The sequence below is a fragment of the Thalassotalea sp. PS06 genome (genome assembly GCF_007197775.1).
Classification (GTDB): Bacteria; Pseudomonadota; Gammaproteobacteria; order Enterobacterales; family Alteromonadaceae; genus Thalassotalea_A.
Window position 1 is genome coordinate 3752264 of record NZ_CP041638.1, and the last position, 25357, is coordinate 3777620.

The following is a 25357-nucleotide window of genomic DNA, read 5'->3' on the forward strand; positions in this document are numbered from 1 at the left end:
ATAAAGAAAGGAATCTGGTTTGTTGGATTTTTTACTCAACGACGTCAATTTTGCGTTCTCCGTTGCCCTGACCATAGTTCTGGGGTTGGCCCTATTAGAGGGGGTTGCTCTGGTTATTGGTTCCAGTGTCATGACTCTTCTCGACGATCTTACCGGCTTTGATATCGATGCCGACGTTGATGCTGATGTCAGTACCGGTGGCTTAACCGCGGTTCTTGGCTGGTTATGCTTAGATCGTCTGCCTTTACTGGTTTGGCTAATTTTAATGTTAACCAGTTTTGGGATAACAGGCCTGCTTTATAACTCTTTTGTTTTAAGCGCATTCAATATCGAAATTCTTTATTGGCTGGCCAAACCTGTAGCGCTGTTTTCCGCGTTAATCATCACCCACACCATGGGCGGTGCCATTGCTAAAATCGTTCCTAAGAACGAAACATCGGCAGTTTCTGTCAATGAATTTTCAGGAAAAGTAGCAACCATAACTTTGGGTAAAGCCAGTAAAGGCAATGCTGCCGAGGCCTCACTGGTTGATGAGTATAATCAGAAACACTATGTGATGGTGGAGCCGGATAGTGACAACGAAGAGTTCCCCCAGGGCACCAAGGTTGTGCTAATTGAGAAAACCAACAGTAGCTGGATAGCTGCGCCTTTCAACCCTTAAAAGAAAAAGTAAAGGAAACTAAATGGATCAGTTTACTACAGGTGATAACTTCACCATGATATTAATCATCGCTGGTGTAGCATTAATTTCGATGATGACCATCGGTTTAATCATTGCCAAGCTTTATATTCGTGCTACCAAAGAAATCGCTTTTGTGCGCACCGGTATGGGCGGCGAACGTGTCGTTAAAGATGGTGGGGCTATTGTTCTGCCTGTTGTTCATGAAACCATCCCAGTAAACATGAACACCCTTCGAATTGAAGTTGAAAAGACTCAAAAAGACGCACTGATCACCAAAGATCGTATGCGTGTAGATGTAAAAGCTGACTTCTATCTGCGTGTTGCGCCAAATACTGAAGGTATTTCCATGGCAGCCCAGACCCTCGGTACCCGTACTATGCGTGTTGAAGAGCTAAAGAAGCTGATGGAATCAAAGTTTGTTGATGTTTTACGCGCCGTTGCTGCGGAAATGACTATGACGGAAATGCACGAGCAGCGCAGTGAATTTGTACAAAAAGTACAGCAAAACGTAATGACCGACCTTGAAAAAAATGGTCTTGAGCTGGAATCTGTATCATTAACCGGCTTTGACCAGACTGACCTTCAGTTCTTCAATGAAAACAACGCGTTCGATGCCGAAGGTCGTGCACGATTAGCGAAAATCATCGAAGAAAAACGTAAAGAAACCAATGATATCGAACAGGAAAACCGTATTCTTATCGAACAGCGTAACCTGGAAGCGGAAAAGCAGTCTCTTGATATTCAAAAAGAGCAACAGGAAGCACAGTTAATTCAACAGCAGGCGATTGAGTTTAAGCGTGTTGAACAACAGGCGGAAATCGTTAAGCAACGCGAAGTTAAAGAGCGTGAAGAGCGTGAAGCGGAAATTGCTAAACAACGTGCCGTTGAAGCTGCTGAGATTGAAAAAGCCAAGAATATCGAAGCCCAGGAAATCGAGAAGCGCAAAGCCCTTGAGCAGGCGCGCATTCAGCAAGAGCGTGACGTAGAAGTTTCGATGCAGGAAAAACAGATTGCCGTTGCGCAAAAATCGGAAGAAGAATCTGCAGCTCGAGCGAAAGCGGCAGAAGCTGAAAAAGCCAAAGTAGAAAAAGAAGAAGCGGTAATAACAGCTAAGCAGATTGCCGTCGCCAATCGTCATAAAGAAATCGAAGTTATCGACGCTAAGAAAGAAGCCGAACGTGAAGCGGTAGGTATCACGGTTCAAGCAGAAGCCGATAAACGTGCCGCTGAAGATAAAGCCGAAGCAATTTTGACCCAAGCTCGCGCCGACGCGGATGCCAAGAAGCTTAAAGCGGAAGCGGATGAGAAAGTGTATGCGGTAGAAGCGGAAGGTAAGAAAGCGCTTTATGAAGCAGAAAACACCTTGCGTGACGAGCAGGTTGAATTGCAAAAGTCATTAGCGATCCTGCAAGCGCTTCCTTCTATTGTTGCCAGCGCTGTTAAGCCGCTTGAGAACATCGAAGGCATTAAGATTTTACAAGGTTATGGCCAGGGCAACACAGTTGCATCCGGCACTGAAGGTTCTGCAAAAAGTGCCGGTCTTTCCGAGCAAATCACCAATGCCGCATTGAACTACCGTGCAAACGCGCCATTAGTTGATAGCATGATGCGCGAGTTAGGTATCGTAGATAAAGAAAATGGTAGCTTAAGCGACTTGCTTACCGGCGAACACCCACTGGTTCAGGATGCGATTACGGTAACTAAACCAGGGCCAATCGCCACTCCGCCAGCAGCAGACAATGCTGAGCAGAATCTGAACGGCGCCAGCGAATAGCTCAAACCCACACCACCAACAAAACGGGCTAACGCCCGTTTTTTTTTGATACATCGAGCCCTCTCAAGCTGTTTTCGCTACCCTAATATTTTTGTTTCGACTAACGTTAATTAAATCTACTGTGGATAGTACAAAAAGGTGATTTTTTCGCCAAAACATGCCATAAAAGAAGGCATGTAATAACAACAATAAGCACCTATGAATCAGTCTGTTGAGCAACAACATGATGAAAACCCTGTTGAAACTCTCACCAGCGAACAATACTGGCGAGAAAATCTTAAACTTATCGCAATCTGCCTGGCAATCTGGTTTTTTGTATCATTTGGCTGCGGCATCTTATTGGTCGAACCCCTGAACGAAATTCGCCTCGGCGGTTACAAACTCGGCTTCTGGTTTGCCCAGCAAGGCTCTATTTATACCTTTGTGATTCTGATTTTTTATTACACCCGGCAGATGAACAAGCTGGATAAGAAATTCGGCATTAAGGACTGAGCCCATGGATGAGTTGAAGTTATACACCTACATCGCCGTTTTCGGCTCTTTTGCGTTATATTTTGCGATCGCCTGGTGGGCGCGCGCTGCATCCACCAGCGACTTTTATGTTGCCAGCGGTCACATTGGTCCGGTGCAAAACGGTATGGCCATCGCCGCCGATTGGATGAGCGCCGCCTCTTTTATCTCGATGGCGGGATTAATTGCCTTTTTAGGCTATGGTGGCTCGGTGTTTTTAATGGGCTGGACCGGCGGTTATGTGTTACTGGCAACCTTGCTCGCCCCATACATGCGCAAACACGGTAAGTTTACCGTTCCTGAATTTATCGCCGACCGGTTTATGTCACGTACCGCGCGTATTGTTGCGGTTATCTGCCTGATTATCGCGTCACTCACCTATATCATTGGCCAGATGAAAGGTGTTGGTGTTGCCTTCTCCCGTTTCCTGGAAGTGGATTACGGTCTCGGGCTAGGTATTGGCATGGTGGTGGTTTGGTTCTATGCGGTACTTGGCGGTATGAAAGGCATTACCTATACGCAAATTGCCCAATACTGCGTATTGATATTCGCTTACACCGTACCTGCTATCTTTATTTCCCTGCAATTAACCGGTAATCCAATCCCGCAGCTAGGCCTGGGTTCAACACTGGCCGATGGCAGCGGTACTTATTTGCTAGATAAGTTGGATCAGGTGGTTACCGATCTCGGATTTGATCAATATACGACGGCGAATATGGAAAACCGCCTCGATATGTTCGCCTACACCTTATCGCTAATGATAGGTACGGCTGGTTTGCCACACGTTATCATGCGCTTTTTCACCGTACCAAGCGTTAAAGCAGCGCGCTCCAGTGCTGGTTATGCTCTGGTCTTTATCGCTTTACTTTATACCGTAGCGCCAGCCGTTGGTGGCATGGCGCGATTAAATCTGTCCAATACTATTGAACCAGAACCAGGGCAGCACATTGAATATGAACAGCGCCCACAATGGTTTAAGGACTGGGAAACCACCGGTTTATTGCAATTTGAAGATAAGAACGGTGATGGCAAAATTCAGTACCATGCCGATGAGAACATCAACGAATTGGTAAAAGTGGATCGCGATATCATGGTGCTTGCCAACCCGGCAATCGCTAACCTGCCAAACTGGGTAATTGCCTTGGTAGCCGCAGGCGGGCTGGCGGCAGCACTGTCGACAGCGGCAGGATTACTGCTCGCCATATCCTCATCCGTTTCCCACGATCTAATGAAAGGCCTGTTTTTCACTAACTTATCGGAAAAGCGGGAATTACTGGCGGGGCGAATTACCATGACCCTGTCGATATTACTGGCAGGATACCTGGGGCTAAATCCCCCTGGATTTGCCGCCGGTACGGTAGCACTGGCATTTGGCCTAGCGGCTTCATCTATTTTTCCGGCATTAATGATGGGAATATTTTCAAAGACAATATCCGGCAAAGCGGCGGTGGCCGGAATGTGCGCCGGTATCGGTGTCACCCTGTTATACGTATTTCAGCACAAGGGCGTAATGTTTATTCCAGGCACCAGCTTCCTGGGGGCTATGCCTGAAAACTGGTTCTTCGGCATATCACCGAATGCCTTTGGTGCCATTGGCGCTTTAGTTAACTTCGGTGTGGCATTTTTAGTGACAGCTCTGGGCGATAAAGCCCCCGAGCAGGCGCAACGCATGGTAGAGAATATGCGCCAGCCGGGCAGTACTTCGTTAGCAACATTCAAACATTAAGCGTTTTTAAGTAAAGGTTTTGTGTTGAATTAAAAATTCAGCGACTTATTACAGAATGTTCAGGTTTAATGAGAGAGGTTAAGGTTGCCCTATGGCAACCTTAATTCGACAAGTTAATTACGTTTTAATCTGCTAAACCCTAACAATGAAAGCGCCAAAATAGCCAACGTAGAAGGCTCTGGCACCTCTGATGGACCGCCATTCTCGCTTTTTACAGAAACATCATCAATGAAGTTGCCAAATGTTCCGCCAAGAGGGTTAATAGACGATATTTTCAATGTGGTGGTCGACCCAAGAGCGGCAAAGACACCGCCGTCGATTGCCCATTGTCCAACGGTACCACTAACTTCAAAAGAAGCTAAAACCGTAGCAGAGTTATGATCGCCATCGAGTACTTCTACCTTGAAAGCTTCATTGTTATTAACCCGCGCACTGTAGGCAAATGACAATACATAGTTGTCGTCAGCAATAGTGCTAAATGTCTGATAAATCATCCAACTGCCAGCATTGGGATGGGCATTAAGCTCTGCATGTTGATTGCCACTATTAGGCTGAACACCTCCTAATTTATGCCAAATTTCAACATTACTGCCCTGCCATCCTAAGTCCGGCGTTCCTTCAGGAAAGAAAGACCATGAGTTTTCCGCAAGTTCTGGCTTTTCAAACCCACCATTGATAATAAGTTCCGCTTTAGCGGCAAATGAAAAGACTAACAGAGAGATACTTACCAGAATCCGAGTGAAGTGTTTCATAATATGTCCTTTTAGTTGTTATTAAATGCCTTTCGGCTCCTAAAGGTCGGTTAGTTATATTACCAGCAGCTAACCGACCGGGTGTTGGTCAAGCAATTACCCTGCCATCAACGCCAAACGCACCTTCTTAAAGGACTTCACTCAATTTAGAATAAATATTTCAAACAGATTGTAAGACTTTTTGACACCTAAGATTTTCGTAACCAAGATCTTCCACCAACTAATAAAATCAATGAAATGGCAAATATTAAAATAGAGCTTGGTTCCGGAATTTGCTGTGATGGATCATCGCTTTCGACAGCGTAAACGCCATCAAGGAAGTTACCAGAGAATCCCGTTTCCGGATTCACCGAGGTAAACCGAACCGTAGCCTCTGTACCGGTAGCCTCAAAGACCGTGGAAAACTCACTCCAGGTACCGAATTCGTGATCGTCAAACGTCTGCGAAAACAGTACGTCGTCGCCGGCAAGCACTTCAAATAAAAACGCTTCGTCATCGAAACGAGCGCTATAGGCAAAGCCAACTTCATAGAATGAACCGACATCAGACATAAACGTCTGCTCTATGGTCCAGGCTCCGTTTACTGGGCCCGCAGCATTGAGCTCTGCATGCTGAAAACCGCTAAATGCCATCGTACCGTTAGCCATGTGCCAGATCTCAATACTGGCGCCATCCCAACCATCAACGTCTTCACCAGAAAACCATTGCCAGCGACCTTCTTCAACAACTGGGTCTTCAAAGTCGCCATTAACCAACAGATTTGCATTCGCAAAAGGAGTACACAGTATTAACAGGGCAGGTAATAGCCATTGCTTAACTTTCATACAACATACCTTAATAAATTGCTTTAACCGCGCAGCCAAATATTAACTACAGGACAGCCAGATGAGCACCTCTGCTCAACTAGCCCAGTGTTACAGCTATTGATGTGAATTAACTAAACGGATATCTATGCAAGGCATATTCCAATTGTCGTAACCCGTTGATTTTTAATTTGCTTATGGTTTTACGGAAATGGCGATTGTCAGTATTTGTAAAATAAACTGACACTTTAAAAGCGATATCCTACCCTGGCAAAGGCAGTAATAGAGAAACCCGTGTTGGTATCGTGGGGTAATACAGTGAAATCGAGGTGAAAGCCTTTTTTGTAAAAGCTTAAATAGGGCATAAAGTGGATAAAATCTTTACGGATGAATTCGGCGCTGGTATCGGAATAAAGAATATCAGAGCGATCCACATAGGTGATTGGCATCGATAGCGAAATTTTGTCCAAAAAAGAGTCTTCCAATGGGAAGTCCCGGGTTACGCCAATACCGATAGAATTGTAATCCATCTCGTGGGAATCTTTCATTTTCCAAAGCTCGATATTAACCTGCCACTTTGGTGCAGGCTCATAAAAGTACCATTTAACCCCATAACCCTTATGATTTTCGTTGTACTCGAAATCCGGGTCAATAAACTCTTGGATGATAGCTTCCGTGTCATTCTTTTTAAGATGATCTGACCAACCCCCGAGTTTTACTTCAAAGTCCATGGCAGTTACTGTCGATGAAAACAGTAGCAAAAGCAGCGATGCAAACTTTCCCATAACTTCTGTCCTTGTTACGCGCGAAAAAATTGCGCAAAAAATCCTCTACACCTGAACTGCAGTGCATTTAATCTGTATTTAGATTTATTTATTTGGTAGCGCCAGGAATCAGCAGCTCGATATTTGTGTGGGCAATTGCATTGAATCAACGAAAAACAAGACACCCATTGTCTGAAACGGGGGCCCTTTAGATAGGTTATTTGCCGGGGTAAAAGTCATTAGTTGTTATCCTGTTATTTCCTTGCTCCACGGAGCTCCCTCAAGGCAACGACAACAACATAAACAGCCTGAGAGACTTTTTATAATCCTAAGTATAGATAAAGAATGAAAAACGACAGAAAAATGTTGGTTTTTTTTACACTTTTCATAAAAACCCAGGCTTTAATGAAAAATCTATTTGATTCAGACCCTTACTAAACAAGGGCTAGAGAGCTTAGAGAAAGATTTAGAAAGGGAAAATAAAAAAAGGGAGGAAAGGAAAATAATTCCTCTCCTCCCCTTATCAGAAAGATATTAAAGTGCTTTTACGTCCATGTTATAAAGCGTGAAACCAAAAATATCGGCATATTGTTCAATGGATTTCGACACTGGCGTACCCGCGCCATGGCCTGCATTGGTTTCAATGCGAATCAATACCGGGTTGTCACCCGCCTGCTTAGCCTGAAGCTCCGCCGCAAACTTAAAGGAGTGAGCCGGTACTACACGGTCATCATGATCACCTGTGGTAATCAAGGTAGCCGGGTACTCAACGCCTTCTTTAACGTTATGTAATGGCGAATAGCCATACAGATATTCAAACATTTCTTTGCTTTGATCTGACGTACCGTAATCGTACGCCCAACCAGCACCTGATGTGAACTTGTGATAACGTAGCATGTCGAGAACACCTACCGCAGGTAGGGCTACTTTAAATAACTCAGGACGTTGCAACATAACCGCACCAACCAGCAAACCACCGTTGGAACCACCACGTATAGCCAAGTGATCACTCGACGTGTACTTGCTATCAATCAGGTACTCTGCAGCTGCAATAAAGTCATCAAAAACATTTTGTTTTTGCTGCTGCGTACCGGCCTTGTGCCAGTCTTTACCGTATTCGCCACCGCCACGTAAGTTAGCTACTGCATAAACACCGCCTTGCTCCATCCAAACGCCGTTAGCAACGCTGAAAGAAGGTGTCAGGCTGATATTGAAACCGCCATAACCGTATAGGATGGTTGGGTTTTTACCGTTTAACTCAACGCCTTTTTTGTGGGTGATGATCATAGGTACCTTAGTACCGTCTTTTGAGGTGTAGAAAACCTGTTTAGAGACAAAATCATCGCTGTTGAACTTAGCGCCTGACGCAAAATAAACGTCAGATGCACCGCTGTTCACATCAAACGAGTAAATCGTGCCAGGGGTTTTATAGTTAGTGAAGCTGTAATATAAAACCGTATCTTCTGGCTTACCGCTCAAGCCTGAAGCTGTACCGACATCTGGTAGCTGAATATCACGAAGTTTCTTACCTTGACGATCAAACTGCATCAGTTTAGTGGTTGCATCTACCATGTAGTGTGCATACAGATAACCACCGCCAGCAGAAGCCTTAAGCACGTTTTCAGATTCAGCAATCACGGGTTTCCAGTTTGCAGGTTCTGGATTATTCACATCCATGGCGACAACTTTCTGGTTTGGTGCTTCCAGGTTAGTGACCAGATACAAGGTATCGTCTTTACTATCTAGCATATAAGTATCAGCACCCTGATCAGCCATAATGGTTTGCAACTGAGCATCGTCTTTGGTCAGGTCTAGCAAATGCAAATCGTTACCCGATGTTGACTGCGCACCAGAAATTAATAAGAAGCGATCATCTTCCGAAACCTGAGCACCAACATAACGACGTTTTTGCTCATCGGTCGCACCGAAAATGACTTTGTCGTCAGCCTGAGCAGTACCGATTTGGTGATAATAGAGCTTGTGCTGATCCGTTTTCGCACTAAGCTCACTACCTTCAGGTTTGTCATAGCTGGAATAAAAGAAGCCTTCCTTACCTTTCCAGGAAATGCCTGAGAACTTGATGTTTTCCAGAGCTGGCTCTAATTGTTGTTTGGTTTCAGCGTCGATAATAATAATCTTACGCCAGTCGCTACCACCTTCAGAAATGGCATAAGCGGCAATGCTGCCATCTTTCGAGAAGCTCAATTGCGCTAATGAGGTGGTGCCATCTTCGCTGAATTTATTCGGGTCAAGGAAGACTTCCGCTTCCCCATCGCCTTTTTGTCGATAAACCACATATTGGTTTTGCAAACCGTCATTTTTATAGAAATAGGTATATTCACCTTCTTTAAACGGTGCTGAATACTTCTCATAATTCCAAAGTTCGGTCAGACGTTTTTTCAAGGTATCGCGATAAGGGATATTATCCAGGTAATCGAATGTCACCTCATTTTCCGCTTTAACCCAGGCAGCGGTTTCTTCGCTACGATCATCTTCCAACCAACGATATGGGTCTGCCACTTTGGTGCCAAAATACTCATCAACAACGTCATCTTTACGTGTATCTGGATAAGTAATGGCGGTCGCCGCCTCAACGGTTTCCTTTTGCACGGTATTCTCCGGTTCGCTACCACAAGCTACCAAAAGCAGTGCACTTGCTATAAGACTTAAGTTTTTCATGTTTCCCTTCTTTTTAAGGTTTTAATGTAGGACGCTTAGCGCTGCGCCCAGAACAATAAACAGAGCGACCAGATAAATAACTGGCCACTTCATTTTCTTCAGTAAAAACAGACCGATAATGACAATCGCCATATCCAGACCATTTAGTACCGCACTGACAAACACAGGCTGGTAAAGTGCTGCGATCAGCAATCCAACCACAGCGGCATTGATGGCATCGACACAAGCGCTAACGCCGGGCTTGCTTGCCAGGCCAAACCAAGCATCTTTAAGCGCTATCACTAATAAAAATCCCGGTAAAAATATCGCTATCGTTGCCAATAATGCAAATAAAAATCCCTGTTCTGGGTTAATTTGCACGCCAAGGTAGGCGGCCACTGAGAACATTGGCCCAGGTACGCCCTGTGCAGCGGCATATCCGGTTAAGAATTGATCGTTACTGATTAAACCCTCGAGGGTTTGTTGCAATAATGGCAGTACCACATGTCCACCACCAAACACCAGCGCACCGGATTGATAAAAAGCTGAGAAGGTTTGCCAGGCGGCGGAAAAAGATGCCATTAACGGTAAGCCAATAAACAATACCACAAACCCAATCAATGGCCATTTGATAATCGCGCCTTTGCCGTTTGCGGATTTAACATCAGTGGAATGGGTTGTTTTGATTTTGCCGCGATAAAGCCAACCTATCAACGCAGCGCCAATAAGTACCAGAAGCTGAATTCCCAGCCCCGGAATGGTGAGTAAAACCGCCGCACAAACAACGGCAATTCCCACATGAAATCGCTGTTTGCAAAAATTGTTATACATGCCCAAAACCGCGTCGCTGACAACAACGACGGCGAAAAGCTTAAGACCATGGGTAATGCCCTGAAATAAAGCGCTTTGTTCAAACTGAGAAGCAGCCGAAGAGAGCACATAAAGGAGAATAAATGAGGGTAGGGTAAAACCAACAAATGCCGCCAGACCACCGAGCAATCCGGCACGTTCTAAGCCAATAGCAAATCCAATCTGACTGGAGCCGGGACCAGGTAAAAACTGGGTCAGAGAAATCAGTTGGGCATAATGTTTATCATCAACCCATTGTAATTTTTCCACGAAGGCATAACGAAAGTAACCAATATGAGCCACCGGCCCACCAAAGGAATAACAACCCAAAAGTAAAAAGCGCGCAAAGATTTCAAGAACTTGCATAGCGAAGTGAATATTACTAACAGAACATCAGAGTAAACCACTCAGCGAGAAATATATAGACACTTATCGTTAAACTGTTGCAAAAATACGTTAGAACAATTCGCTTTAGCTTTATTTAGGAAAAATCAGCGTGAAGATTAACCTCGCCCCCCAACCTTCCGGACCACCATTAGAACTGGCAATGTGATAACGGAGTCCGCCACCAATACTAACGGTTTGGTCACCTATTTTAGCAACTTGGCTTACCATAAAGTTTACGGGCACTGCCCAATCCTCTGTTTCCCAGTTGTAAGTGGTCTCAGAATTGATCGTATAAGACATCGCAGTTTTGGTTGTATAAGATAAGAATGGCTGCATAAATGTTGTGTTCACATCAGGTCTGTCATCTTCGCCAGCAAAGCTCCAGATATGATTGAACAGACCACCATACGTCCATTGTCCATCTTGACGTAGGGCGACAGCAGTTGGTCCCGCGCCCCATTTATCAGCCGTGAGTAAATCATCGGAGCCTGTCGGTAATAGCAATACCGGACCTGCCCCTAATATCCAGCCGCTTTTGGTTGGTTGAACCGGGGAGAAGAAAAAGCTTTGTACCACATCGCCAATGCCAAACTGACTGCCAGCTCCGGGGAATATATCATCCTGAGAAATAACCGGAAGAATAGTTCTGGATATGACATTCCAGTCGTCATTCAAACTAATCGGTATCACCGGCTGAATATTAACCAGGTAACGGTCGCCGTCATCGCGGCCGCCAATATTGTGGTCGTAGTTAAATTGAAAAGGAACGCTTATTAATGAGGCTACCGGATTCGATAACTTCTTCGCCAATTCTTCATTTTCCGGGCTGGCCAGAGCACCTGAGGAATATGCGAGAAGCGAGGCGCTTACACCAAGAGTCACTAACGGGGCGTTTTTGAACATGATAACTACTCCAGGATGAAATGGCATTTCCTGATTAAACAGGGTGTTGCCGAACATTACAATCATAGTTCAGCTCTATCGGATAACAAGCAAGGCGAGACAAAGTTAACAATGCTACCTATGGTATTCAGGCTCTTTTATGCATACGTATTCATAACATCAAGTCATAACCACAAGCTTGTAATCGAATGCATTGAATAATCGCTATACACTGGATGCAGCCCATTGAATTTATTGACTTGTTCCGACGATAGCTAAAAAAAACACCATGAGTTCAGAATGTTACGAAACACTTACTAGAAAATACGATGATTGCTCTGCACTTATGAATACGTATGCATTGGATAGTTCTTAAGGCTGTCAATTTTTATGATAAAGCTGTCCCATTCTCTAACCTGGGATAAAACAAACAATAAAAAACATTAGCACGGCAGCTGATTAATAAATTGATGGTTCAGGGATTGAACATCTGGGGAAAACAATATGTTTAATTTAAGCAAAGTCACTCTTGCATTGATGGCAAGTGGTGCTCTGGCTTTTTCTGCGCAAACCTATGCGCAGGAAGCTGAGAACGCCAGCCAGGAGTCAAATGAAGATGACATTGAAGTGATTGAGGTTACGGGTTTTAAAAGCTCGTTAATCAAATCCATTAACCAAAAGCGCTGGGCCGATACGGTATCCGAGCAAATCTCAGCCGATGACCTCGGCGGTCTTCCTGATGTTTCCATGGCCGATGCCTTAACCCGACTACCGGGTATTGCTGCCGTGCGTACTGGTGGTCAGGCAGCAGAGATTAACATTCGTGGTCTGGGTGGTGGATTCGTATCATCCACATTAAATGGTCGCGAGCAGGTATCTACCTCTGGTAGTCGTTCCATCGAATACGATCAGTACCCTTCAGAACTCATTTCTTCTGCTGCCGTTTATAAATCTTCGAAAGCCTCGCTTATCGAAGGTGGTGTTGCCGGTACCGTTGAGTTAAAAACCGCAAGTCCACTAGCAAACGAAGAACAGCATACGTTCAATGTTAACCTTCGTGGTATGTATAACGACCGTGCTTCAGAAGTTGCCGATGCCGAAGAATTTGGCCATCGCTTCAGCTTCTCTTACCAAGGACAATTTTTAGAAGAAACCTTAGGTGTCTCTCTTGGTTATGCGCGTCTTTACCAACCAGGTGTTGCGACTCAGTTTATCGGTTTTGCTTATAACGCTGATAAAGACCTGGATTTTCTGCCAAATGATATGGATGGTCCGGCTGACGCTCCTGAAAATGAATACATCAGTGAAGGTTTTGAGCTTCAGCACTTAGGTGGTGAAGAGACCCGTAACGGTTATGTTGGTGCTATCGAATGGGCACCGAATGATACCTTTATCGTTCGCGCTGATGCCTTTGTTTCGCAATTTGACAGCGAATCCTTTGCCCGCGGCTTCCGTGTTAAGTTCGACGGAGAAACCGCTGCTATTTCTAACCCGGTTATCGTCGATAACTCGATGATTGGCGGTACAATCAACCGTAAGAGTAAAGGTAACAATACTCGTGTTGAGCTAGTCAATGATGACAACCAGGATTTCGATGAAGTTCAAAGTTATGGTCTGAACCTGGACTGGCAAATTACTGATCAGTTAAACGCCAGCATGGATATCAGCTACTCAAGTGCCGAAAGCGAATTCCGTAACGGTCTGCTTTGGTCTTTAGTTGCTGAAGATGCCACCGTTGCCAACCCGGTTCTTGATCAGAACGTATCAATTTCTTATATGCTTAACGGCCTTAACCTACCGGATGTAGGTTTTAGTCAGGAAGATGCATTCACTGACATTGATCGCGTTATGGTCAGTAAATACGGTATTTACCCATATGAGAATACCGATGAATTAAAAGCCTATCGCCTTGATTTTAACTACGCCTTAGACAACGAATTCATCTCGTCTGTTGAATTTGGTGTTCGTTATTCAGATCGTGATTACAGCAGTGATCGCTCAGTATACGAATACGGTGCTGACAATAACTTCTCAAGCAGCGAGCCACCGCTACGTTTAACCGAAGATATGGTTGAAGTGGTTGATTGGGAGGGTGAGTTTGGTTATTTCCCGAGCTACCTGGCGATTGATTTAGACAAAGCGCTAAATGCCTGGTTCGGTAACGATATTCCACAACCAGTACAAACCTGGGGGGCGGATGAAGATGGCGTAATCAACAATTCTACCTCCTGGTCAGTACTGCAAAGTGGTGAAGTTTATGAAAAAATCTTCTCTGCTTATGTCATGGCAAACCTTGACTTTGAGCTGTTCGATACTCCAATTAGCGGTAATGTCGGTATTCGTATGGTCGATACCGATCAAAGTGCTACGGCTCTGGATAATGTAGGCGGCGTATTAGCTGCTGGTGCCCAGAACGTAATGGATGAAGTTGGCCTGGTTAACTCTAACTACGCACCAAAAGTAATCGGTCTTGAATATACCGACTACCTGCCATCGATTAACTTAAACGCTCGTTTGACTGACGATTCGCAATTGCGTTTTGCTGCGGCGAAAGTAATGTCTCGTCCACCAATCAATCGCCTGGCTGCTGATCGTAGTGCTACGGTTGCCGATGACGGTAAAGTATCAGGTTCAAGTAACAACAGTCCTTTCCTGAAGCCGTTTTACGCTACTCAGTATGACCTTTCATACGAATACTACTTCACCGAAACCGATGGTGCTGTTGCGGTTGCGTTGTTCTACAAAGACATTGAATCCTTCATTCAAAACCTGACGGTCAGCAACTTTGACTTTAGAGAAGCAGGCTTCTACGTACCGGAAACTATCGAAAACGAAACCACCGGTGTGGTTAGTGAAGTAGACCCGGTAGGTATCTACAGCACGGCTATCAATAACGAAGAAGGCGGTAACATCAAAGGTCTTGAGATTTCCTACACCCAGGTATTCTCATTCCTGCCGGAACTATGGTCTGGTTTAGGCCTTAGCCTGAGCTACTCACACACTAAGAGTGATGTTGAGCTAGTTACGGATCTCGCAGGTGGTTCTGTAGAACAATCACTGCCTGGACTTTCAGAGAACTTATTAACGTCAACGTTATTCTGGGAATACCAGGATTTCGAAACACGTGTGAGTGTTCGTTATCGTGACGAGTTCGTATCTGAGCAATGGGGTGTTAACCAGCAAATCGCTAACTTCGATGACGAAGTGGTTATTGACTATCAAGCTTCTTACAACATTACCGAGAAATTTGGAGCGTTATTCCAGGTTAATAACCTGACCGACGAGCCTACTCAAAGTTACTTCGGTAGTAAGCAGTTTTCCGGTACGACCCAGTATTTCGGTCGCCAATTTTACTTAGGTGTTACTTACTCGTTCTAGCCACAGGCTAAATCGATAACTCTAAGTAACGACTGAATAAGGAATAATAATGATGAAAACGACAAAAAACTTAGCAAATTTGCTGATTGTCGCCTTAGTATCACTATTTCTTACCGCCTGTGGCGGTGACAGTGATATTAAGTCAGGAGAATCCCTGTTAACGTGTGATGTACCTATGGTGCCTGATGCCAGCGGTACATCTTGTGTGGCTCCAGAGCCAATTCAGTGTCCGGCTCCTACGGTTCCGGATGCATTAAACGAAACCTGTGTAGTTGGTGTTGATCCAAATGCGCCAATTCCAGTTTATTTCCCAGCTGAAAATGAAGCGGTACTTTATTTTAATCTGGGTACAGATAATCCAGATGACTATGTAGGTTATCGTCTACATACCTGGAATACTGACCAGTGTGATGCGTACGCGCCACCACACGATACGTCTGACTGGGCAAATGGCCATGAATATGCTGGTGTTGATCCAACTTATGGTGCTTATTACATTCTTAACCTGAAAGAAGGTTATACAGAATGTGGTAACTTTATCGTTCATATCGGTACTGACGATGCAGGTAAAGCACTGGGTAGCGGCGACTTCCAAATGCCATTACAGCAGGACGATCCTACCTATGCACGGATGAACTTCACCTTTAACGGTGAACCTTCAGTATTTGAATACCCGGTAGTTTCTCTAGGTAAGCAACCAGTTAAAGCCGCTGATTTTGCTGCTCACTGGATTGATACCAATACCCTGGTTTGGAACTCTGACGCCGATATCGCCACCGTTAAACTTCACTACTCAGCGAGTGCAGGTATCGAAGCTGACGAAAATGACATGTTCAACGGTTCTACTCTTGAGCTAGGCATGGTTGATTTAACTGAAGAGCAAAAAGCGTTTGCTCCGAAAGTGAATGACTGGCCTGCATATCAAGGTAACTGGAGCGCTGAAGATGCTAAATCTGTATTAAAAAGCCAATTAGTTGTTGTGGGTTACAACAGCGATGGTGAAACGGTTGCTGCAAGTAACGTTCAGGCGGATAAAGTTCTTGATTACCTATACACCATGGGTGATATGGATGCTGATGAAGCGCAGTTAGGTCTTAACTATGACAACGGCATGATCGATGTTGCACTTTGGGCACCAACCGCTCAAAACGTAGTATTGAAAGTATTTGATGCCGACAAAGCAGAGACTGGCAGCTACCCAATGATGGAAGACACCATGACGGGTATCTGGAGCTACAGCGCTGATTTAGACATGGATCGTGCGTTCTACCAGTTTGAAGTTACGGTTTATCACCCGCAAAGCCAGATGATTGAAACCTTGTTGGTAACTGATCCTTACTCGGTAAGCTTGTCTACTAACGGTGAATACTCTCAGTTTGTAAATCTGGAAGACTCTGATCTATACCCTGATGGCTGGATGGAGCAAACCATTCCTACCGTTTCGGATGTTGAAGATGCAGTAATCTACGAAGCTCATATCCGTGACTTCAGTGCGATGGACCAGTCAGTTTCTGAAGAAAACCGTGGTAAGTACCTGGCATTCTCAGAAATGGACAGCGCACCAGTAATGCACCTGAAGAAACTTGCTGAAAGTGGTCTTACGCACTTCCATATTCTTCCGGCAAATGACATTGCTTCTATCAACGAAGATCCAGAGCGTATTGTTGATTTAACCGATACGGTTGCTGATCTATGCGCATTGAAATCTGACGCGCCAGTATGTGGAATTGAAGACGACAACGCAACGCTACAATCTGTACTTGAAAGCTACAGCCCTTACACCAATGATGCTGCAAATCTTGTAAACGTAATTCGTGAATTTGATAGCTTCAACTGGGGTTATGATCCTAAGCACTTCAATGTACCAGATGGTATTTATGCGTCTGACGCTGACGGCGTAGCGCGTATCAAAGAAATGCGTGCGATGATCCAGTCATTGCATGAAGTTGGTCTTCGCGTTGTACTTGATGTTGTTTATAACCACACCAATTCAGCGGGCCTTTGGGATAACTCAGTATTCGATAAAATCGTTCCGGGTTACTACCACAGCCGTGACGTAGTTTCTGGTGCCGTTATCCAGTCTACCTGTTGTAACGATACCGCTCTTGAGCATCGTATGATGGACAAGTTCATGGTGGATTCACTACTTCTATGGACTGAACAGTATAAATACGACGGCTTCCGCTTCGACATCATGAGCCATGGTTCTAAGCAACAAATGCTAGCCGCTCGCGACGCTGTTCGTGCTGTTGACGAAGATAACTACTTCTACGGTGAAGGCTGGACGCGTGACGATCGTGGTTTTGAACAGGCTAACCAGTTCAACATGGCTGGTACTGAAATCTCTACCTTTAACGACCGTATCCGCGAAGGTATCCGTACTGGTGAAATCTTCTCAAACATTGATTACGAAGATGGTCCATTCATCAAGCAGGATATTGTTAAGCTTGGTATGGCTGGTTCTCTGGCTGACTACGTATTAAAGAGCTACAACGGTGTTGACGCTACTGGTAGTGCTTACAACCCAGGTATGTATGCGAAAGACCCGGCCGACGTTATCAACTACATCTCTAAGCACGATAATGAATCACTATGGGATCAGTTGCAGTTTGTATTGCCATTCTCAATGAGCATGGATGAGCGTGTACGTGCGCAAAACGTATCTCACTCTATCATCATGCTTTCACAGGGTGTTCCGTTCCTGCAATTAGGTGGCGATTTCTTACGTTCGAAATCTTTAGACCGTAACACTTATGATGCCGGCGATTGGTTCAACAAAGTTGATTACGATTTCTACACTAACAACTTCAACGTTGGTCTGCCTTTAGATAAAGGTGGTCGCGATGATGATACTTTGGTTTCATTAGCGGCGAATCCAATGGCTCAAGTAGGCATGAGTGAGATCAGCTTCGCCAGCAATGTGTTCAATGAATTCCTACAGATTCGTCAGTCTAGTAAGCTATTCCGCTTAACGACAGCTGATGACATCATCAACCGCGTAGGTTTCCACAACATTGGTAAGCGTCAGACTCAGGGCTTAATCGTAATGAGTATTGATGATGGTACAGGTTTTGCTGACCTAGACCCAATGCACGATGCGGTAGTAGTTGTTGTTAACACCTCTAACATGGAACATTCACACACCGTTGCAACGGCGTCAGGTTTCTCTTTACACACTGTTCAACAAAACTCTGTTGACGGTGTTGTTGCCGGCGCAAGCTTCAGTGAAGGCGAGGGTGAAGGTACCTTTACCGTTCCAGCGCTAAGCACTGCAGTATTCGTGAAAGTGCAGGGCGAAATGCAGGGCGAAGGTTTATCAGCATTTGCTACTGCTGGTGCTCCGGATGTTGTTCCATACGGTGATACCACAGTATTGATTCGTGGCGACATGAACGGCTGGGGTGAAACCGATGCAATGATGTATCAGGGCAATGGTGTTTACTCAGTAGATATCGATTTAGCCGCTGGTGAGTACTACTTCAAAGTGGCTTCAGGTGATTGGTCTACGGTTAACCTTGGCGCGCCAAATGGCGACCCTGTTATGCTAAATACAGATCTTGCATTAGTACCTGGTAGCAACGATAACCTGAAGATCACTATCACAGAAGAAACGCGTTACACCTTCTCTATCGATGCGACTAATACCTCTGCACCGATTCTGAACGTAACTTACGAAGAGCCGTTCTACGGTACCACCGTATTCTTGCGTGGTGACATGAATGGTTGGTCTGAAGATAACCCGTTCACTTATATCGGCGATGGCAAGTACTCGTTGACAACTACTATTGAAGCTGGCGACAAGTACTTTAAAGTGGCTTCAGCAGATTGGGCAACCGTTAACATGGGTGCACCTGCTGACGATACTGAAGTACTAGAGCGTGAAGAACAGCTTCTTGTTCCAGGTTCAAATGACAACCTGCATATGGTCTTCGCTGATGGTGAATACACCTTTATCTTTGATGCTTCGAACCAACAAGAGCCGATTCTAACTGTATACAGTGCCAAAATGTTTGGTGAAACTACAGTGTATGTAAAAGGTAGTATGAATGGTTGGTCTGAAAATGATGCCATGACTTATATTGGCAACAGCACTTACACACTTACCTTGTCTCTGGAAGCACAAAGTTATGAATTCAAAGTGGCTTCTCAAGACTGGTCAACGGTAAACTTAGGTGCCACCTCTGGTGACGATGCCGATGTTTATCTTGATACCGCTGAAGCACTGGTTCAGGATTCACAATCCAACTTCAAGATTGATATTAGCGAAGCTGGCGATTACCTATTCACGGTAACCGGTCCGGATCCGTTAAATTCAACCCTGACTGTAACTAAGGTTATGTAATAACCCTAGCCGCTAACTAAACCGAAAAAACGCCCGCAAGGGCGTTTTTTTTTGCACATGGACGTGCTTACCCTCCCGAACCATGGATGGTAGCAAGGGGGGGATTATTACAGGGATGTATGTATGCCCGTTGAGCAGGACGCGGTTAGGGTGTGTACATGGACGTGCTTAGTCGAGATATTGCCATCCATGATATCTCGACATATCGGAAGTCCTTTTACTAATCCTCCCGAACCATGGATGGTAGCAAGGGAGGATTTACTAGCTGAAAATTGATTATTTACAGCTTATCTCTACCGTTTTAGGAGTCCATAGCGGCCCTACAACAGCGCTGGTTGCGCTGGATGCTAATCCATTAAGAAACGATGTTTCAGTTTTCACTGTAACCCATTCCTGTTCACCACAAATGTTGTTAAGCGCCACAGGATCTGATGCTTCATAAAGTGCTAACACTAAATTATGATGCCACTCTTCTTTCTTAACCACAGCGGTAGTTGCCGCTGGCTCTTTGTCGAAGTGGATGGTAGTGCACGCGGAAAGCATTAGAGCCGAGATTAATGTGATTGTTTTTTTCATAATTAACCTTCCTCTGAGCACCAGACTTTAACAGAATGAGGCGAATAGATACCGAGAGTTAACAAAGCAAAAACACCTTCCTGGAAGGTTTGTTGGGATTGCATTTGAATCACTTCTTTGTCACCACAAATTTCCGTTACATTGACTCTATGTTCACCAACAAGTCCCCAAAAAAAGAAATTTTTTGAATCTTCATAGGTCGGCGGGTTTACGTACTTAGAGGTTTGCTCTGGTTGCATGGTTACTGTCGAACATCCCGTCAGCACCAGCCCTAGCAATATTACAAATTTCTTAATCATAATTTACTCCTTGTAGAATAAGAAATACCTGACTTTCAGGTAACAAAGATACTAACAGAGCAGTCGAAGATGATAAATAAGATACTGAGTTTATTAGTTTTTATAGAAACCAAATAACAAGAGCCCAGAAAACTCGGGAGCTGACAGTGATTTTTACTTTTTAGAATGGTTATCGGGCCGCTGTTCCTGCTCGCGCTTAACCAGTAAAAATGTCAGATACATTTTGGTAGGTAGGGAAAATATCAGGCCAAAGGCAATGCAGGCGGCGCTGATAATCATCCCGGTAACGCCTAGCTTTTCAGGTAAATCAAACCAGTAGAGTAGGGAGTAACCCAGCACCAATAAAAAAAGCCCAATTCCGATAGCGATCTTCAGTAATAAAATGAGTCGCGCTTCTGACATGGGCTTTTCTCTTTAATGGCTTTTTAATTAATTTGCTTTTATTTTGCTCTTACTTTGCACTTATTTTTTTGAGGGGCGCTTCCAGCCGCTAATATTGCGCTGTTTAGCACGTGCTACCGCTAAAGAATCATCTTCAACGTCTTTAACAATAACTGAACCTGCAGCTGTGGTAGCCATATCACCGACCGTAACAGGCGCTACTAGCGAAGCATTAGAGCCAATAAACGCATTATCGCCGATAATAGTCTGCGATTTATTTACGCCATCATAATTACAAGTAATGGTACCGGCGCCAATATTGGCTTTTGTACCAACAATAGTATCACCTAGATAAGTTAAATGACCGGCTTTGGAACCAGGGCCTAAGGTGGACTTTTTCATTTCCACGAAGTTACCGACATGGGCATCTTCTTTTAACACCGAACCCGGACGAATACGGGCAAATGGACCAACACTGGATTTATTTTCCAATACTGCATCTTCGATAATGGTATTTGGTTTTACCACCACATCATCACCGATCGTACAGTTGGTTAAGATACAGTTAGCGCCAATTTCAACGTTATTTCCAACTGTTACATCGCCTTCAAAAATACAGTTAATATCAATTTCAACTTCTTCACCAACGCTCAATTCACCGCGGATATCAATACGAGCAGGGTCGCGTAAACTCGCACCAGCAATCATCAATTGTTCTGCCTGACGAGCCTGGTACGCACGCTCTAAAGTAGCAAGCTGAACACGGTTATTGGCACCTTCTACTTCAATCGCCGTTTCTGGGTGCGCGGTATGAATGGTTTTCCCTTCGCTATGGGCCATGGCAATTATATCGGTAAGGTAATATTCGCCTTGAGCATTATCGTTAGAAAGGTTACCCAACCAGCGCTTTAAGTCGCCGCCATTGGCAAGCAGGATTCCGGTATTTACTTCAGTAATTTTTAGCTGCTCGGGGTTTGCATCTTTTTGCTCGACAATACCGACAACCGTGCCGTTATCACGAACGATTCTACCGTAACCAGTAGGGTCATTAAGCTCTACGGTCAGCAACGCCATTGAATCTTCTTGTTTTGCCGCTAACAGGCGCTCGAGGGTAGAAACCTGTGTTAACGGTACATCACCGTATAGAACCAGCACATCTTCATCGTCTTTGATGTGCTCACGAGCCTGATCTACCGCATGGCCAGTGCCCAATTGTTCCGCTTGTTCAACAAAGGTTAAATCATCGCCCTGTACAGCGTCTTTTAGTAATTCGCCGCCAAAACCATAAACAAGGTTAATTTGTTGGGCATCTAGCGCCCGAGCGGAATCGATAACATGCTCTACCATAGACTTGTGTGCGACAGGGTGGAGAACTTTGGGAAGTTTAGAACGCATACGAGTACCTTTACCCGCAGCAAGAATAACGACTGAAAGAGGCATAATATTCCCTATATATTTTTATTCCCTTTAGTTTAATCGCTTTTGTACCGTTGCAAAACTAATCAGGGAATAATTCCTGAAAATTTCATAAAATTTAGAAACATTCCCCCCCTTGCTACCATCCATGGTTCGGGAGGATTAGTAAAGGGATTTACGATATGTCGGGATATCATGGAGGTCATATCCTGACAAGATACATGGACGTATTGAATGTCGAGATATCATGGACGGCAATATCTCGACTAAGTACATCCATGTACATACACTTACCGCATCCTGCTATCAGGGCATACTTACATCCATGTAATAAACCCTCCCTTGCTACCATCCATGGTTCGGGAGGATAAGTACGTCCATGTACAAAAAAGGCGCCAAATGGCGCCTTTTCTCATTTAAGTAAGTAATTAAACATTACTTCTTATATTTGTTTGCTTCCTGGATAACACGTAATTGCGCTACCGCTCTGGCTAGCTCTGCAGCAACTTCTGCGTAATCAACGTCAGCAGATGCGTTTGCAATGTGCTCTTCAGCACGTTGCTTGGCTTCTAAAGCAGCTTGCTCATCCAGCTCGCCACCGCGTACAGCCACATCGGCCAATACGGTAACGTTACCTGGTTGAACTTCCAACATACCACCGGAAAGGTAAATAACCTCTTCGCCGCCATGTTGTTTAACAATACGCGCCATACCTGGTTTCAACGCAGTTAGTAAAGGAGCGTGACCAGGCATAATACCTAGCTCACCTTCACTACCTGTAATTTGCAATGATTCTACGCGACCTGAAAATAAGCTTTCTTCGGCGCTTACTACATCCAAATGAACCGTCATGGCAGCCATATTCTCTCCTAAGCCAATTAAGCTTTCTGAGCTTTTTCTACGGCTTCTTCGATTGAACCAACCATGTAGAACGCTTGTTCAGGAAGGTCATCGTAGTCGCCAGCCAGGATTCCTTTAAAACCAGCAATCGTGTCTTTCAGAGAAACGTACTTACCAGGAGAACCGGTGAATACTTCTGCAACGAAGAACGGCTGAGAAAGGAAACGCTCAATCTTACGAGCACGGGCAACGGTTTGCTTATCTTCTTCAGATAGCTCATCCATACCCAGAATCGCAATGATATCTTTTAGTTCTTTGTAACGTTGTAGTGTTGATTGAACACCACGAGCCACGTCATAGTGGTCGTTACCAACAACTAGTGGATCCAACTGACGAGAAGTAGAATCTAGTGGATCGATTGCCGGGTAGATACCCTGTGCAGCGATGTCACGAGAAAGTACAACCGTTGCATCCAAGTGAGCAAAGGTTGTCGCAGGAGACGGGTCAGTCAAGTCATCCGCAGGTACGTATACCGCTTGGATTGAAGTGATTGAACCAGTCTTAGTTGACGTAATACGCTCCTGTAGAACACCCATCTCTTCAGCAAGAGTTGGCTGGTAACCTACCGCAGATGGCATACGACCTAGAAGTGCCGATACCTCAGTACCCGCTAGGGTATAACGGTAAATGTTATCTACGAAGAATAGTACGTCACGACCTTCGTCACGGAATTTTTCAGCCATGGTAAGACCGGTCATCGCAACACGAAGACGGTTACCCGGTGGCTCATTCATCTGACCGTAAACTAGCGCTACTTTATCAAGTACGTTAGATTCGCTCATTTCGTGATAGAAATCGTTACCCTCACGAGTACGCTCACCAACACCAGCGAATACAGAGAAACCGCTGTGCTCGATTGCGATGTTACGGATAAGTTCCATCATGTTTACGGTTTTACCAACACCGGCACCACCGAATAGACCAACTTTACCACCTTTAGCGAATGGACATACAAGGTCGATAACCTTGATACCAGTCTCTAAAAGTTCGTTAGATGCTGCTTGCTCTTCATAAGAAGGCGCTTCACGGTGAATTGTCCAACGCTCGTCAGTAGCGATGTCACCAGCTTCATCAATTGGGTCGCCCAATACATCCATGATACGACCTAGAGTCGCAGTACCAACTGGTACCTGGATAGGGTTTCCTGTGTTCTCTACATTCAGACCACGACGCAAACCGTCAGATGAACCCATGGCGATAGTACGAACTACGCCACCACCTAGCTGTTGCTGTACTTCTAGTACGCGACCAGCCAGATCACCTTCGGTGATAGTTAATGCGTCATATACCTGAGGTACAGCATTTTGTGGAAACTCTACGTCCACAACTGCGCCAATAACTGACACGATATTACCTGCACTCATGTTTATTCCTCTAAACTTTAATTTAATCTCTGCCTATACCGCAGCCGCACCTGCAACGATTTCACTCAGCTCTTGAGTAATCGCTGCCTGACGGGCCTTGTTGTACACCAATTGTAAGTCGTCAATTAAGCTACCAGCATTATCTGTCGCTGCTTTCATCGCTACCATACGGGCAGCTTGCTCACTGGCTAGGTTTTCAACCACGCCTTGGTATACCTGGGACTCAACGAAACGAACCATTAACTGGTCAAGCAATGCTTGGGCATCAGGCTCGTAGATGTAATCCCAGCGATGGGTAATTTCGTCATCATCAGACTTAGGCAAAGGTAACAATTGATCGATAGTCGGCTTTTGACTCATAGTGTTTTCAAACTTGTTGTACACTACGAAAAGTCGGTCGATATCACCCTTGTCATAGGCGTCTAACATCACCTTAACAGAACCGATTAAATCAGTTACTGAAGGTTGGTCGCCTAAACCGGATTTTTGGGCAACTACGTTGGCACCGAAACTTGCAAAGAAACCGGCTGCTTTCGAGCCGATTAATGCAAATTCCACGTCAGCGCCTTGTTCCTGCCATTTGGCAGAGTCTTTTAATACAGACTTGAACAAATTGACGTTTAAGCCGCCACAAAGACCACGGTCGGTAGAAATAACGATATAGCCTACACGCTTAACTTCACGCTCTTCCAAATAAGGATGGCGATATTCAAGTTGACCGCATGCAATGTGACCGATCACGTTTCTGATTTTCTCAGCGTAAGGACGGGTGGCAGCCATCGCATCTTGCGCACGACGCATTTTTGATGCTGCAACCATTTCCATTGCGCTGGTGATCTTCTGTGTATTTTTTACACTTCCGATCTTGTCTTTAATTTCTTTACCACCGGCCATGACTATTGTCTCCGAAACTA

Annotated in this window: 19 protein-coding genes; 6 read left to right on the top strand and 13 right to left on the bottom strand. The window is 44.8% G+C overall.

Translation table 11 applies throughout. The features are described 5' to 3' along the window. The first annotated feature begins 19 nt into the window (after positions 1-19). From FNC98_RS16560 to FNC98_RS16575, 4 genes are all read left to right on the top strand, one after another. Positions 20-661 carry a YqiJ family protein gene (locus tag FNC98_RS16560; RefSeq protein WP_260680393.1) on the top strand — a complete coding sequence of 214 codons (642 nt, stop codon included), beginning with the start codon at positions 20-22 and terminating at the stop codon, positions 659-661. A gap of 22 nt (positions 662-683) precedes the next feature. Further along, positions 684-2456 carry a flotillin family protein gene (locus tag FNC98_RS16565; protein ID WP_144035360.1) on the top strand — a complete coding sequence of 591 codons (1773 nt, stop codon included), beginning with the start codon at positions 684-686 and terminating at the stop codon, positions 2454-2456. A gap of 198 nt (positions 2457-2654) precedes the next feature. After that, positions 2655-2948, top strand: coding sequence for a DUF4212 domain-containing protein (locus FNC98_RS16570; RefSeq protein ID WP_144035361.1), 294 nt, complete (start codon positions 2655-2657; stop codon positions 2946-2948). A 4-nt stretch (positions 2949-2952) separates the two neighbouring features. Further along, on the top strand, positions 2953-4692 hold the full coding sequence (locus FNC98_RS16575; protein WP_144035362.1) for a sodium:solute symporter family protein: 1740 nt from the start codon (positions 2953-2955) through the stop codon (positions 4690-4692). Between the two features lie 113 nt (positions 4693-4805). Here FNC98_RS16575 and FNC98_RS16580 read toward each other — a convergent pair whose 3' ends face one another. The 6 genes from FNC98_RS16580 to FNC98_RS16605 all read right to left on the bottom strand — a co-directional run bounded on the left by FNC98_RS16580 (position 4806) and on the right by FNC98_RS16605 (position 11874). After that, positions 4806-5444, bottom strand: coding sequence for a DUF642 domain-containing protein (locus FNC98_RS16580; protein ID WP_144035626.1), 639 nt, complete (start codon positions 5442-5444; stop codon positions 4806-4808). Positions 5445-5632: 188 nt separating this feature from the next. After that, positions 5633-6268 carry a DUF642 domain-containing protein gene (locus FNC98_RS16585; RefSeq protein ID WP_144035363.1) on the bottom strand — a complete coding sequence of 212 codons (636 nt, stop codon included), beginning with the start codon at positions 6266-6268 and terminating at the stop codon, positions 5633-5635. A gap of 227 nt (positions 6269-6495) precedes the next feature. Further along, on the bottom strand, positions 6496-7032 hold the full coding sequence (locus tag FNC98_RS16590) for a hypothetical protein (RefSeq protein ID WP_144035364.1): 537 nt from the start codon (positions 7030-7032) through the stop codon (positions 6496-6498). 513 nt (positions 7033-7545) lie between these two features. Further along, complete coding sequence (locus FNC98_RS16595; protein ID WP_144035365.1) at positions 7546-9690, bottom strand: prolyl oligopeptidase family serine peptidase; 2145 nt, start codon at positions 9688-9690, stop codon at positions 7546-7548. Positions 9691-9711: 21 nt separating this feature from the next. Next, complete coding sequence (chrA, locus tag FNC98_RS16600) at positions 9712-10884, bottom strand: chromate efflux transporter (protein ID WP_144035366.1); 1173 nt, start codon at positions 10882-10884, stop codon at positions 9712-9714. A gap of 111 nt (positions 10885-10995) precedes the next feature. Continuing rightward, a complete protein-coding gene (locus FNC98_RS16605; RefSeq protein ID WP_260680394.1) occupies positions 10996-11874 on the bottom strand; it encodes a transporter in 879 nt (292 codons plus the stop codon). A gap of 417 nt (positions 11875-12291) precedes the next feature. Between FNC98_RS16605 and FNC98_RS16610 the strand changes: the two genes are divergently transcribed. Together FNC98_RS16610 and FNC98_RS16615 are read left to right on the top strand one after the other, a co-directional pair. Further along, a complete protein-coding gene (locus FNC98_RS16610; RefSeq protein ID WP_144035367.1) occupies positions 12292-15165 on the top strand; it encodes a TonB-dependent receptor in 2874 nt (957 codons plus the stop codon). Between the two features lie 52 nt (positions 15166-15217). Continuing rightward, a complete protein-coding gene (locus FNC98_RS16615) occupies positions 15218-19507 on the top strand; it encodes an alpha-1,6-glucosidase domain-containing protein (RefSeq protein ID WP_185968117.1) in 4290 nt (1429 codons plus the stop codon). A gap of 276 nt (positions 19508-19783) precedes the next feature. Here FNC98_RS16615 and FNC98_RS16620 read toward each other — a convergent pair whose 3' ends face one another. The 7 genes from FNC98_RS16620 to atpG all read right to left on the bottom strand — a co-directional run bounded on the left by FNC98_RS16620 (position 19784) and on the right by atpG (position 25337). Further along, the gene (locus FNC98_RS16620; RefSeq protein ID WP_144035369.1) at positions 19784-20083 is read right to left on the bottom strand and encodes a Bor/Iss family lipoprotein; all 300 of its coding nucleotides are present in this window, start codon (positions 20081-20083) and stop codon (positions 19784-19786) included. Between the two features lie 2 nt (positions 20084-20085). Next, the gene (locus FNC98_RS16625; RefSeq protein WP_313904109.1) at positions 20086-20382 is read right to left on the bottom strand and encodes a Bor family protein; all 297 of its coding nucleotides are present in this window, start codon (positions 20380-20382) and stop codon (positions 20086-20088) included. Positions 20383-20535: 153 nt separating this feature from the next. Further along, entirely contained in the window at positions 20536-20784 is a 249-nt protein-coding gene (locus tag FNC98_RS16630) for a hypothetical protein (RefSeq protein WP_144035370.1), read from the bottom strand. A gap of 60 nt (positions 20785-20844) precedes the next feature. Beyond that, the gene (gene glmU, locus FNC98_RS16635) at positions 20845-22203 is read right to left on the bottom strand and encodes a bifunctional UDP-N-acetylglucosamine diphosphorylase/glucosamine-1-phosphate N-acetyltransferase GlmU (RefSeq protein WP_144035371.1); all 1359 of its coding nucleotides are present in this window, start codon (positions 22201-22203) and stop codon (positions 20845-20847) included. A 411-nt stretch (positions 22204-22614) separates the two neighbouring features. Then, the gene (locus FNC98_RS16640) at positions 22615-23040 is read right to left on the bottom strand and encodes a F0F1 ATP synthase subunit epsilon (protein WP_144035372.1); all 426 of its coding nucleotides are present in this window, start codon (positions 23038-23040) and stop codon (positions 22615-22617) included. Between the two features lie 17 nt (positions 23041-23057). Further along, positions 23058-24443, bottom strand: a complete 1386-nt coding sequence (gene atpD, locus FNC98_RS16645; protein WP_144035373.1) for a F0F1 ATP synthase subunit beta — start codon at positions 24441-24443, stop codon at positions 23058-23060. A 33-nt stretch (positions 24444-24476) separates the two neighbouring features. Then, complete coding sequence (atpG, locus tag FNC98_RS16650; RefSeq protein ID WP_144035374.1) at positions 24477-25337, bottom strand: F0F1 ATP synthase subunit gamma; 861 nt, start codon at positions 25335-25337, stop codon at positions 24477-24479. Between the last annotated feature and the right edge of the window lie 20 nt (positions 25338-25357).